The following is a 13084-nucleotide window of genomic DNA, read 5'->3' as shown; positions in this document are numbered from 1 at the left end:
TTCAAAATTCAACTGAAAAACAACACGATAGTGTGAGGGATAGCGATGAGTACTACTAAAAATATTTTAGAAATGAATCAGGTGTCTTTTAAATATGATAAAGAAATTGTCGTCAAGGATATCACGATGACAATAAAGCCAGGACAGTTCCTCGGGCTGGTTGGTCCGAATGGATCCGGCAAGTCGACATTGATCAAGCTGATGCTTGGACTGTTGAAGCCGACCAGAGGAGAGATCCGTCTGTTTGATAAACCGATCAAGCACTTCAGGCAATGGGAAAACATCGGATTTGTTTCCCAGAAAGCAAACAGCTTCAATTCCGGATTTCCAGCCACTGTACTGGAAGTGGTAAAGATGGGTCTGGTTTCAAAAACAGGCATGTTCCGCTTTTTCACTAAAAAAGACAAAGAAAAAGCGATTGAAGCATTGAAAACAGTCGAAATGGAAAAGTTCCTTCATCATCCGATCGGTGAATTATCTGGGGGGCAACAACAGCGAGTGTTCATTGCTCGAGCACTTGTAAGTGAACCTTCTTTTCTTATTCTGGATGAGCCGACTGTTGGGGTCGATGCGAAACACGTATCTGACTTTTATCAGTTGCTTCGGAAGCTGAACAAGGATAAGGGGATCACCCTGTTGATGGTGACGCACGATATCGGAACGATCACAGAGCATGCCAGTCATGTCGTCTGTATGAACAAAACGATCCATTTCCATGGTCATTCAGATGAGTACAAGGAATTTTCAGATGAAGACTTGAATCAGCTTTATGGTCATCCTGTCCAGCAGTTGAGCCATAACCATGCACATGAGGAAGGTGACCGGTCATGATTGAAAGCTTATTAAAATACGAATTTCTCCAGAATGCTGCCCTAGCTGGATTAATGATCGGCTTCGTCGCTCCTCTATTAGGTGTTTTCATCGTTGTACGAAGGCTATCATTGATTGCGGATGCCTTGTCGCATATTACACTTACGGGAATTGCGGCCAGTCTCCTGCTTGAAAAAAAGGTCACAGGTATCAACGATTGGAATCCTGTCTAAATGGGGATGGCTTTTTCGGTTGTAGGAGCGGTACTGATCGAGAAGCTGCGTAAAGTCTACAAACATTATGAAGAGCTTGCGATTCCGATCATCTTGTCCGGGGGAATCGGTCTTGGAGTCATTCTTATTTCACTTGCGGATGGTTTCAACACAGATTTATTCAGCTATTTATTCGGCAGTGTTACTGCAGTAAGCCGCTCTAATATGTACACCGTATTGATCATTTCAATTTTAGTTCTGATTATCGTAAGCTTGTTTTATAAGGAACTTTTCGTGCTGTCTTTCGATGAAGATCACGCATCGATTTCAGGAGTCAACGCGAAAATCATCCATTTCATCTTTATCGTGATGGTTGCGCTTGTGATTGCGTCAGCGATGCAGATTGTCGGAATCCTGCTTGTGTCCGCCATGATGACGTTACCTGTAGCAGCTGCGTTGCGGATTGCGAAAAGCTTTAAACAGACAATCGGTTTATCAATTTTATTCGGAGAATTTTCCGTCATTATCGGTTTGTTTTCTTCTTACCATTTGAGCGTTCCGCCTGGTGGGACGATTGTAGTTACCGCCATTGTTGTCTTGATTTTCAGTATCCTGTATAAGAAAGTTTCTGGTCAATTTTCGTTAAAGGGTGAGGCAATATGAACTTGGAAAAAGCGATACGTACCATGAAGGAAAGAGGCTATAAGCATACGAAGCAGCGTGAGCGCATCCTGGAGATATTCTCAAAGCAGGACCAATATATTGCAGCAAAGGACATTTTGAAGGAGCTGCAAAAAGATTTTCCTAGTGTAAGCTTTGACACAGTCTATCGTAACCTTTACCTTCTAGCGGATGAATCTATACTCGAGGCCACGGAGTTGGAAGGGGAAAAGCATTTCCGATTTCACTGTGATGCACACGGTCATCATCATCACTTCATTTGTACGGACTGCGGAAAAACAAAAGCAGTGGATTTTTGTCCGATGGAAACGATCGAAAGCAGTCTTAGTGGTTATGATGTTGCGAGTCATAAATTTGAAGTATACGGAAGATGCCCTCAATGCCAATGAAGGAAGGGCGCCTCTTGAACAAAGGGGCGCTGTTTTTATGAATTTGATAAAACGTAATCAATACTATTTACAAAACGTAACCATTACGATATAATCCTTTTTAGAGTGGAATTGGGGGGAGAAATAATTGAAAAATAAATCTATGATTCTTGCAATCTTATTGATATTTACGATGTTTTTGGCTGCTTGTGGGGAGGAAACGGCTTCATCAAGTAGTGAACAGGACGGCGTGTTGAAAATTTATACGACAGTTTATCCATTGCAGGATTTCGCTGAAAAAATCGGAGGTCGCCATGTCGATGTGGAATCCATATTGCCTCCTGGAGCGGATGCACACAATTACGAACCAGATACGAAGCAGATGATCGAACTTGCTGAAGCGGATGCCTTCATCATGAACGGTGCAGGTATGGAAGCATACGCTGGAAAAATTGCAGAGTCGATTGAAACAGAAGATGTAAAGATACTGGAAGCTGCGGAGGGCATCGACTTAAAACACCATACTCATAACCTTGAAGATGGGGAAGGCGAAAACCACGATGAAGAAGGTCATGAACACGAAGAAGAAGAAACACATGGTGAAGATGATCACGGCGAAGAAGGTCATGAACACGAAGAAGAAGCGCATGGTGAAGATGATCATGGCGAAGAAGAAGGTCATGATCATGAAGAGGATACGCATGCGGATGAGAATGCGGATGACCATGCCGGCCACGACCATGACGGAGAAGACCCTCACGTATGGCTTGACCCGATGAAATCAATTCAGCTTGCTGAAAATATCAAGGAACAGCTGGTCGAACTTAAGCCTGAAGAGAAGGAAACTTTCGAGGCGAATTTCGAGAAGCTGAAGACTGATTTGCAAGCATTGGATGAAGACTTCCACACGACGCTGGAAGCTCAGAAAAAGAACAAGATCATTGTCTCTCATGCCGCGTATGGCTATTGGGAAGAGGCATATGGAATCGAGCAAATCGCGGTGTCCGGATTGAGTCCGAGCGATGAGCCTTCACAGAAAGACTTGGAGAAAATCATAGATGCTGCTGAAGAACATGGATTGAAGCATGTCATGTTCGAACAGAATGTCACACCGAAGATTGCTGAGTTGATCCAAAAGGAAATTGATGGAGATGCTTTGCGGATCCACAACCTTTCTGTGCTGACAGATGCTGAGATTGAAGCGGAAGAGGATTATTTCAGCTTGATGCGAAAGAACCTGAACGTTTTAAAAGAGGCATTAGGTGAATAATTGCAAGAGCATGGACGTCCACCCATGCTCTTTTTTATGTTCCCATGACTGACTGGGACGGTTCGCGTTTTAAAATAGTGGCCATGAAGACCAGTACTAACAATGCGACGATCACGTAGAAGAAGGAAATACCAGGAAACAGATCAATGAATGTACCGCTTAGAAAAGGTCCGGCGATACTCCCCAGACTGAATGCGATTCCGCACATGATATTTCCTGCTGGAAGCAGGTTCTGGGGAAGTAAATCTGTCATATACGTGATTCCTAGCGAATAAAGCGAACCGACACAGATTCCTCCAAGTGCGAAAAGGATGAATAATGCTAATGCACTGGTCTCAAAGAACGCGGCACATATAAATACCAGTGCACCTGCTCCTACTACGGTTGAAATCACTGGTTTTCTCCCGATTTTATCACTAAGAATACCTAGTGGAATCTGGGAGAGCAGACTTCCGGCAGCGAAGCACGGGATGATCAGGGCAAGGGTGTTGACGTTAATCCCTGACCGCATACCATATACGGGGAAAATACCGTGTAACGTAGCTTCAAGGAAGCCGTATGTCATCGGTGGCAGGAATGCAACCCAGGACAGCCTGAGTGCTTTTCCGAAGCGTCCGATGGAACTGGTCATATGTGTCGTACTCGTATCCGACCCAGGCATCTGGTTTCTTACCCTGAACATCGTCGCCCAAACCAATACGCTCAACAAAGCAGACAGTAGGAAGGGCAGGTAGAAATGAACCGACAAGAGTGGTGTCATCAAAGGCCCGATCGCAAATCCGATGCTGAAGAATAAACCATAATATGCGATTTGCCGGCCTCGTTTTTCTAGTGGGGCCGTCGACGTAATCCATGTCTGGGTGCCGAAGTGCAGCATATGGTCGCCAATCCCGATCGTTATACGCAGCATGAACCAGAACCATAATGATTGCCAAAAAGGAAACAGCGTCATGGACGTGAAAACCAAAGCACCCCCGATTAGGATGATCGGTTTATACCCGAGCTTCTGCATCGGCTTCTCCATGAATGGTGAAGCTACTAAAACACCTATGTAAAGCCCTGTGGCATGGATACCATTGATGGAGGAAGAGATCCCCTTCTGCTCCAGGACTACTGCCAGTAAAGGCATCAGCATACCTTGTGAAAAACCGGATATCGTAACCATCGCAATCAATATCCAGAAACGTGTAGTTGGTGAAACCATCAAAGGTCCTCCTTTCGTTACTGACGGACAAAATTCTGGTCCGTCCTCAGGTTATATGCTATATTAACCGTTATCCACCATTCTAGCTTATTTTAGTGGTTATTCCAGTGCTTTTTTAGGTTATTATATAAGTAAATGGATGTAGTTTTTGATTCTAAAGAAGGAGTGGTTTTCATGGATTTTTATTTGAAGGAAAATGGTGTACGCACCTCTTTTGAGTTTGGTCAGTTGAACATTTCAGGCGACGAAACATACGGCTTCCGTCCGTATCAGCTAATGGTCTCATCCATCGTCGGGTGCAGTGTAGGTGTGTATCGTAAAATCCTGGACAAGCAGCGGGTCGACTACGAAGATATGAAAGTCACTGCGGATGTGAAACGAAATCCAGATCAGGCGAACAGAATCGAAGAAATTCATATTCATTATGTAATTAAAGGGCACCACCTGAATCAGGATAAGCTTCAGAAGAACCTCGAAGTTGCACGCAATAACTGTTCCATGGTGCAGTCCGTGAAAGATAGCATCAAGGTCGAAGAAACTATAGAGTGCCTTGAATTAAGCAGATAAGTAAACTGGAAAAACCGGACAACATTTTAAGGTTGTCCGGTTTTTTATTTTAATGACTTTGTTTTCCACTTACGGCCTCTTCAGAAAACAAACTCCAATCTCAAGCGCCATCCAATTTATTCAAAGCTACTTGATCTGTGTATAAGAACCCACTGCTTTTCAAAAGATAAACAAAAAAAGAAAGGTGGTCCCCATGATGCACAGATGGATCGGACCGATCATCGCACTAATCGTAATCTTCGCTTTCTTCCAAGTAGAACAGATCAATGCTGAAAAGAAAGAAGAAAAAGGCGCGCTCCCAAGTCACGTTCTCAATATCTCGAAAGACAATACGTATCCTAACTCGACTGAAGACCAGGTTGTATTGGAGCCGAGTGAGCTGACAAGAGAACTGATCAAAGACTCGGAGGTCAAAATCACCAACCCCCAGCTGATGGAGCTGCTGAATGAAAGTACATTGAAGCCCTCACCGCTTGCAATCGGTTATCGTGGAGAAATATTCCTTGGCAGATGGCCATTGAATTATCAATCGACAGAAACGAGTATCAATTGGGAGTACCAGGAAGTGAACACCAATCAGGTTGGTAACCACGGCGGTCAAGCCCCTGAACGCATGAGTTATGTGCAGAAGGAAGAAAAGCATATCAAAGGCGGACTTACAGCCAAGATCGACCATCCTGACCAGGTAAAGAAGATGATTCTGCTAGAAGCGCAGAATAATACGAAACTTCCTTTATCCTTCCATACCGTCATCGGTGAAGGAACGAAACAAAATAACACCTATGCGGTACCAGTCAACAAAAGCGGCATCCTGCTTGCATATGCACCTGCAGTCAATGAAAAAGGGACGGTTGCTTTCGGAGAAGTCTATATGAGGCTGAAGGGATCGAAGAAACAACTGATCGTTAAAAACGTTAAAAAGCAGGGGATCGGCGCATGGATTCCGATTCAGGATCATGTATCCTATTCCTTCCACATCAAATAAAAAAACAATCCGCTTACTCTGACATACGGTCAGGAGAAGCGGATTTCATTTCGATACGCTGTTCAGGCATCTGGATATTATGTTCATAAAGGGTCTCCGCCAGGATTCTGCGTGTTTCTTTCGCCGCTGTCCAGTAGACAAGATCCTCGACCAGGCCGGTTACTGTATATTGATACCCTCGATAGTTATCATTCAGCGAACCCATCCCATACAGTTGGAACGGTTCGATGGGTTTATCGGTCAGGTCTTTCTTCAGATAAGGCTCGAGTTCTTCATTCATTCGTTCACAAGCACCTTTTAATAGTTCGAACATTTTTTTCGGATCCTCATGGAAGTTCGTCGTGACGTGTTCAATCACCCGCATATGTTCGAAGTTGTAATTCTCAATCGTAGTGATTTGACCATTACTGATGGTAAGCAGCTTGCCACTCCATTGGCGTACTTTCAGGAAGCGTAAGCCTATGTCCGCCACAGTACCATGGAATTTACCATTGACTGTAATGAAATCACCCTTATGAAGCTGCTTCTCATATAAGAAAAAGATACCCGCGAAGAAATCCTTGATAAGGCTCTGGGCTCCGATTCCGATGATGACACCGAGCACACCGGCACCGGCCAGTACGTTCGCAACCTTTATTTCAAAAATGATATTAAGTATAAAAATGATGAACCCGAATGTAGCTGTATAGCTGATGATGGAGTTCAACATGGATTCCAGTGTTTTCTCTTTCCGTTCTTCGATGAAGTCTGTCCGTTTGAAGAAGGAACGGATGACTCTTCGCAACAGAAAGACTGCGATTAGTGTGATGATTGCGATTAGTATGATCTTAAAAAGCTTTGTCTCTGTAATGATTGCCAGGTCAAAACCGAAAATTTCCATAGTACCTATCCTCCTGGAATACAATTCCTTACCTATTATAGCATGAATCGACCGTTTTCATGCCCCGTGGACAAATCATAGGATTTCTACTATGATGGATGATGGTGTCAGCCTTTACTAATGAAACTATGAAGGAGCTTATGCATGTCCCAACAAGATAAATTACAGGATCTGAAATTGAGATTGGCTGCGTTCATGAATCGCATTGAAACGATGGACCCGGAAGAAACATCTGTCGAAGATATTGATCAGCTGATCGAAATGCTCGAAGACCTGGAGAAAAAGATGTAAATCGATGAGGAAGCCGTCCCTGAATGAAGGGGCGGCTTTTTATTATGAAGAAATGGGTAATCTATATGTAAAGATTTACAGGAATTTTATAATCGATGAGGGTTGATTTTTATAAAAACATGCTTTATCATGGTAAATCGTTAACGAACTAATGAGATGAATTATTTGTTTTATAAATGGAAAGGAGAATGTACTATGGCGTGGGCAGTTATCCTATCTGTTCTGGTCATGACGGTTCTCAGCCTACTGCGTGTCAATGTCATCATTGCAATCATTGCTGCGGCATTATCAGCAGGGTTATTGGCTGGAGAATCTTTGTCAGACTCATTGACCTACCTCGTTGATGGAATGGGTAATCAGGCGAGCGTAGCATTAAGTTATATTCTATTAGGAGCATTTGCAGTAGGAATCCGGTATTCAGGCATAACCAATTTGCTTGTGAATTACTTGATTCGTGCGTTGAAGGATAAGAGGGTCATCATGCTGCTGGTCATTGCCGGAGTGGCATCCTTATCTCAGAACGTAATTCCGGTTCATATCGCATTCATCCCTATTCTGATTCCGCCATTACTGAAGCTGTTCGATAAAATGAAAATCGATCGACGTGGGGTAGCCACAGCACTTACTTTCGGTCTGAAAGCACCTTATATCATGATACCGGCCGGATTCGGACTTGCTTTCCATGAGACAATCCAGGATGCAATGAAAAGCAGTGGAGTGAGTCTTGGAATCGACTCGATCGCGTTATCCTTGCTCATCCCTGGATCTGGAATGGTCGTCGGATTGCTGATTGCTGTATTTTTCACCTACCGTGGAAAACGTGAGACGGTAGGACAGGTCGATCACGACAGCTTTGATATCAGTGATATTCCTGAAGTGACGTTCAATTGGAAACATTCCCTTACCATTGTAGCGATTATCGGTGCATTGGCAGTCCAATTATTTACGGAAAGTCTTGTACTTGGAGCGCTGACTGGTCTTGTATTGATGTTCATCTTCTTGATTGTTCCGTATTCCAGTGGAGATAAAGTGGTCACGGAAGGTATCGGGATGATGGGGACGATTGCATTTGTCATGCTGATTGCGGCTGGATATGCAAATGTCCTGCAGCAGACTGGATCAATCGATCAATTGGTGGATGCAAGTTCATCGATGATAGGGGAAAATCAAGCATTGATTGCCTTCATCTTATTGCTGGTAGGCTTGGTTGTCACGATGGGAATCGGATCTTCATTCGGTACCGTACCGATTTTAGCAGCACTTTTCGTACCAATATGTGCAGCTGCTGGCTTCTCACCAATGGCGACTGCTGCGTTGATCGGTACAGCCGGAGCGCTTGGAGATGCTGGTTCCCCGGCATCAGATAGTACACTTGGACCGACCTCCGGATTGAATGCAGACGGAAAGCATAATCACATTTGGGATACTTGTGTACCTACTTTCCTTCATTACAACATTCCGTTGTTCATTTTCGGCTGGATTGCAGCCATGGTATTATAAACGAGCGAATCCTGGACGTAATGTCCAGGATTTTTTCTTTAAGAAAGTTTAACTTTAGCTACAAACCAAGTTTTTCTAATGCAATTAATGACATATTTCGTCCTCTCTGCTGCAAACTAAGAAAAAAGAAGGTGAGACGTTTGCCGAGAAAATGGACGATATTAATGATCAGTCTGCTCTGTCTGCTCATCCTACCTGTGAAAGCGGATGCCTTTGGCTGGGGATATAAAAAGAGCAATGGAGACCAACCGCCGGATGTGGGGATGTATGGACCGCTCATCCAGAAATATGATGGATTTTATGTGGACCCATCTGGTGATAAAGAAGTCTATCTTACTTTCGACAATGGTTATGAGGAAGGCTACACCGCATCAGTACTTGACGTTTTAAAAGAAAAGAAAGTACCAGCGACTTTCTTTATTACCGGTCATTATATTAAGAGTGCTGAGGATTTAGTGAAGCGGATGGTGGATGAGGGACACATTGTTGGAAACCATTCCTGGCATCACCCTGATTTTACAGAAGTATCAAGGCAGAAAATGAAGGAGGAGTTGGACCGTGTCGAGCAGGCTGTCGCTGATTTGACGGACCAGGAGGAGATGCTCTACATGCGTCCTCCGCGCGGCACTTTCAATGCAAATACATTGGAGTGGACAAGGGAAATGGGGTATATCCATGCGTTCTGGTCAATCGCTTTTGTTGATTGGAATACAAATCAACAGAAGGGGTGGCAGTACGCCTATCGAAGTGTGATGGACCAAGTGCATCCAGGCGCAGTCATTCTCCTTCATACAGTGTCCAAAGATAATGCAGAAGCACTCGAGCGGATGATTGACGGGATGAGAAAAGAAGGGTATGAATTCAAAAGCCTTGATCATTTGATGATGAAACGCATGCTGCCAAAAGGAATTTATCAATTTTAAAATGAAAAACACTACACACCTATCAGGTTGCGTAGTGTTTTTTAATTTAAACAAATTTAACTTTCGTTTTCTGAAGACTCAAGTTTGAAATAAGTATGGATTGTTTCAGAGCAAGGTAATAGGAGATCCAGAAAAGGGGCCTAGGCGAGACCCCGCAGGAAGTGAAACGACCGAGGAGGCTCGCCAGCTCCCCCACAGGAAAGCGGGTAGTTTCCCAGCCGCCTTATCCAATTATTCCGCAACATCACCTAATTATCTTGAAATCGCAATGATGAGATTTTACAAAACCAAAGTGTAAAGGAGGTACCATTTATTGCTATACTAGTCGAAAAGAGGTGAGGCATATGTGGAAAGAAAATGTCGAAGCAAAAAGTTTTTATGATTTTGATTATACATTGATGCGGTTTTCACTCGATCCCTTGACAAGGCTGGATCGCGAAGAAAGATGGGTGGATGTCCCTGTAAAGCTCGGAGAGGAGAAGCATATCGTGCGAATCCAAGCTACAGGAACAACACAGGAACCGAGCTTTGAAATCATTGGTGACAGCTTTGAGAAAAAGCAGGCGTTGCTTGATGAAGTATTCAAACTGTTTCAATGGGACCGCGATCTTGAAGCAGTCCACAAGCATTTTCTGGATACCAACTTGAAGCAATTGTTCCTGGCACATCCTGGTACCCCGATCGTCAAAGATTTTCATTTGTACGATTGCCTGATGAAAACGATCATCCATCAGCAGCTGAATATGAAATTCGCGATTACCCTTACTACACGGTTTGTCCAGAGTTTCGGGGAAGAAAAGGATGGAATCTGGTTCTACCCCACCCCTGAAAGAGTGGCTGAACTACCATATGAAGCCCTGAGGGAAATGCAATTCAGTCAGAGGAAAGCGGAATATGTCATCGATACATCCAGGATGATTGCAGAAGGAGAACTGAACCTGGAAGAACTAGCAGAACAGCCGAATGATACCATCATGAATCGAATGGTCAAGCTGAGAGGGGTTGGTCCTTGGACGGTAGAGAACTGGATGATGTTCGGCCTTGGTAGGGAGGATCTTCTTCCAAAAGCGGATATCGGCATCCAGAATGCATTGAAATTTTACTGGGAAAAGGATGAAAAACCATCGATCCAGGAAATAGCGGATCGAAGTGAAACATGGTCACCATATCGAAGTTATGCCTCCCTCACTTTGTGGAGAAGCATTGAAAGCAACTGATAACCGCCTATCTTAATTCCGGAATAAAAATGAGTATAATTACCTATTAATCATTTGCAAGTTTTGTCGAAAAAATCCATTTATACTTAGAAACGTTATAATTATGCAGTATTTTATTCGACAAAAGCATCCATAATCCCTATTGAAAAACAGGTTCATATTTCCTTTTTTGCAACAATTATGTAAATTAGCGTTCAAAATCTTGGAAAACTTCGTTATAATTATACCTGCATCGTGAATTTTGGAAACTATTCAAGATGGTAGTCCTATTAAGATGAGGAGAGGTTTTCCAATGATGTTGAGTGAGAGTGTTCTGGAAAGTATCACTGAAGACGATGTATTGACTCTGACAGAAATCAGTGGCGTCAATGCGTGTATCATTTATCCAGCCATGGAGAAGGTCCGTTGCAATCGTCATATGCAGGATGTTACGCATATGAAGCCAGAGATTTCGTTGGATACCTGGGTCGATTTATTTTATGTGTATGATCAGCTAGGTGTCAGACATACCCTTTCTGTTAATCATGTGCAACAAACTTCAGAGATCAAAGCACGAATCTTTCATAACCAACAACATCAATGGATGAACTGTACCTTTGTAAGATTGTCGAATAATCTTATAGCTGTCATCATGAAACCTGCCGATCTAGATGAAACTAAACATATCGATATGGGGAAAAATGAGCTATCCGGAGACCTTACTGATCTTGGGAAAGGGTACCCCCCTCACTGGCATTCCTCCCCTAAAACTACAGAGAAGCTTAATGCGAGGGCATTTGAAATGCACCGACGTATGAAAGATATGGCTGAAAGCTTTCCGCATGGTCTCGGTATCCTGAATAAAGAATGGGAAATCATTTACACAAACCCAGTAATGGATGACATCATGGGAAGAAGCTTGAAGGAACACTACAAGACGAAGCTGTGGGACCTGTATCCAGTATCGGAATACTCGGCTTTTTACCAGCATTTTTATCTTGCCTTCGAAACGAAGCAGACGGTGACGTTCGATGCTCCGATTCTGCGAAGTGGAATTCAGGCAAAAGTAACCGCTTACCCAACCGATGATGGACTGACGGTGTTCATGCAGGATATCACGAAGAAAAAAATGTATTTGAAAGCATTGCAAGAGTCGGAGAAACGTTTTTCCCTGCTTGCAAATAATATTAAAGATGTCTTCTGGATTTGCGACGAAAAAATGTCGAATGTCATTTATATGAGTAATGCTTTCAGAGAGGTTTTCGGAGTAGAGAATCGAAATCAGATGATGCGTGCAGACATTTGGAAAGATCTTGTAGATAATGAAACATACACAAAGGTCAAATCCGCTTTTTCCAAAATGGTGGAAGAGGAACGCCAGATCGAGTTCAAAGTAACGACCCCTGAGGGAGAGGAAAAGTGGATCCGTACACATGGCTTTCCTGTCCGTGACGGTGAAAAACATTATGTGGTGGGCATTCATGAAGACATAACCGACTCCAAGGAAATGGAATCGATCATACGAAAATCCGAGCAGTTATCCGCCATTACCCAGATTTCAGCAGGAATTGCGCATGAAATAAAAAACCCTCTCACAGCGTTAAAAGGATTCATGCAACTTGGCATGGCCAACCCTGATAAGATTGAGACCTATTATGAAATCATGATTAATGAGATCAACCGGATGGAAGCGATCGTTTGTGACTTTATGCTGCTGGCTAAGCCGGAAAACTCGATTGAATTAGAGGATGTGAATATCGAGAATACGATATCTTACATTCTTGAATTGTTCAGTACGCAGATAGAAGACAGGAAATTGAATGTCCATACCCGTTTCGATATGGAAAATAAGCACCTTCAAACTGATCCCAAACGGCTCAAGCAGATACTAATCAATGTTATAAAAAATGGGTTGGAAGCTGTCGCTGAAAATGGAACACTCGATATCCTGGTCAAATGTGAGGGACATCAAGCTTCCATACGCATACAGGATGACGGCAAAGGGCTATCGGAAGAGCAGCTTAATCGCCTTGGCGAACCCTTCTTCACTACTAAAGAAGACGGTACTGGTTTAGGAATCATGGTTACAAAGAAAATGGTCAGTGATTTGAATGGTGACATCCAATATAACAGCAAAGTAGGCGAAGGAACGGAAGTGACTGTACTATTACCTTCTGCCTGTAAATAAGAGGTTAGA

12 protein-coding genes and 1 pseudogene are annotated in these 13084 nt (G+C 43.3%); 11 read left to right on the top strand and 2 right to left on the bottom strand.

The annotated features are described in order from the left end of the window. Nucleotides 1-45: 45 nt before the first annotated feature. The 4 genes and pseudogenes from ACFQ2J_RS16345 (at nucleotide 46) to ACFQ2J_RS16330 (ending at nucleotide 3341) form a co-directional block, all read left to right on the top strand. Nucleotides 46-831 (top strand): metal ABC transporter ATP-binding protein, encoded by a 786-nt coding sequence (locus ACFQ2J_RS16345; RefSeq protein ID WP_386063021.1) that lies wholly within the window; start codon nucleotides 46-48, stop codon nucleotides 829-831. Continuing rightward, nucleotides 828-1685: pseudogene (locus ACFQ2J_RS16340) on the top strand (metal ABC transporter permease). Before ACFQ2J_RS16345 ends, ACFQ2J_RS16340 begins: the two are co-directional and overlap by 4 nt. Beyond that, nucleotides 1682-2092 carry a Fur family transcriptional regulator gene (locus ACFQ2J_RS16335; protein ID WP_386063018.1) on the top strand — a complete coding sequence of 137 codons (411 nt, stop codon included), beginning with the start codon at nucleotides 1682-1684 and terminating at the stop codon, nucleotides 2090-2092. The pseudogene ACFQ2J_RS16340 and the gene ACFQ2J_RS16335 overlap by 4 nt, the downstream one beginning before the upstream one ends. 127 nt (nucleotides 2093-2219) lie before the next feature. Then, nucleotides 2220-3341 carry a metal ABC transporter solute-binding protein, Zn/Mn family gene (locus ACFQ2J_RS16330; RefSeq protein WP_386063015.1) on the top strand — a complete coding sequence of 374 codons (1122 nt, stop codon included), beginning with the start codon at nucleotides 2220-2222 and terminating at the stop codon, nucleotides 3339-3341. Between the two features lie 34 nt (nucleotides 3342-3375). On the opposite strand, the gene ACFQ2J_RS16325 is transcribed toward ACFQ2J_RS16330, so the two are convergent. Beyond that, nucleotides 3376-4545, bottom strand: a complete 1170-nt coding sequence (locus tag ACFQ2J_RS16325; protein ID WP_386063013.1) for an MFS transporter — start codon at nucleotides 4543-4545, stop codon at nucleotides 3376-3378. Between the two features lie 174 nt (nucleotides 4546-4719). Between ACFQ2J_RS16325 and ACFQ2J_RS16320 the strand changes: the two genes are divergently transcribed. After that, a complete protein-coding gene (locus ACFQ2J_RS16320; RefSeq protein WP_386063011.1) occupies nucleotides 4720-5112 on the top strand; it encodes an OsmC family protein in 393 nt (130 codons plus the stop codon). 193 nt (nucleotides 5113-5305) lie between these two features. Then, nucleotides 5306-6097, top strand: a complete 792-nt coding sequence (locus tag ACFQ2J_RS16315; RefSeq protein WP_386063008.1) for a YfkD family protein — start codon at nucleotides 5306-5308, stop codon at nucleotides 6095-6097. 13 nt (nucleotides 6098-6110) lie between these two features. Here the strand turns inward: ACFQ2J_RS16315 and ACFQ2J_RS16310 are convergent, their stop codons facing one another. Then, complete coding sequence (locus ACFQ2J_RS16310; RefSeq protein WP_386063005.1) at nucleotides 6111-6977, bottom strand: mechanosensitive ion channel family protein; 867 nt, start codon at nucleotides 6975-6977, stop codon at nucleotides 6111-6113. A 144-nt stretch (nucleotides 6978-7121) separates the two neighbouring features. Between ACFQ2J_RS16310 and ACFQ2J_RS16305 the strand changes: the two genes are divergently transcribed. The 5 genes from ACFQ2J_RS16305 (at nucleotide 7122) to ACFQ2J_RS16285 (ending at nucleotide 13075) form a co-directional block, all read left to right on the top strand. Further along, on the top strand, nucleotides 7122-7268 hold the full coding sequence (locus ACFQ2J_RS16305) for an SE1561 family protein (RefSeq protein WP_386063002.1): 147 nt from the start codon (nucleotides 7122-7124) through the stop codon (nucleotides 7266-7268). A 195-nt stretch (nucleotides 7269-7463) separates the two neighbouring features. Further along, nucleotides 7464-8768 (top strand): Na+/H+ antiporter family protein, encoded by a 1305-nt coding sequence (locus ACFQ2J_RS16300; protein WP_386062999.1) that lies wholly within the window; start codon nucleotides 7464-7466, stop codon nucleotides 8766-8768. Between the two features lie 164 nt (nucleotides 8769-8932). Further along, nucleotides 8933-9691: a delta-lactam-biosynthetic de-N-acetylase gene (pdaA, locus tag ACFQ2J_RS16295; protein ID WP_386064000.1), complete on the top strand. Its 759-nt coding sequence runs from the start codon at nucleotides 8933-8935 to the stop codon at nucleotides 9689-9691. A gap of 344 nt (nucleotides 9692-10035) precedes the next feature. Next, on the top strand, nucleotides 10036-10908 hold the full coding sequence (locus ACFQ2J_RS16290) for a DNA-3-methyladenine glycosylase family protein (protein ID WP_386062996.1): 873 nt from the start codon (nucleotides 10036-10038) through the stop codon (nucleotides 10906-10908). A gap of 292 nt (nucleotides 10909-11200) precedes the next feature. Next, the gene (locus tag ACFQ2J_RS16285) at nucleotides 11201-13075 is read left to right on the top strand and encodes an ATP-binding protein (protein ID WP_386062993.1); all 1875 of its coding nucleotides are present in this window, start codon (nucleotides 11201-11203) and stop codon (nucleotides 13073-13075) included. Nucleotides 13076-13084: the final 9 nt, after the last annotated feature.

The sequence above is a fragment of the Thalassobacillus hwangdonensis genome, from assembly GCF_042675915.1.
In the GTDB taxonomy this organism is placed as follows: Bacteria; Bacillota; Bacilli; order Bacillales; family Halobacillaceae; genus Thalassobacillus_A; species Thalassobacillus_A hwangdonensis.
This window is presented reverse-complemented; position numbering and strand designations above follow the sequence as displayed.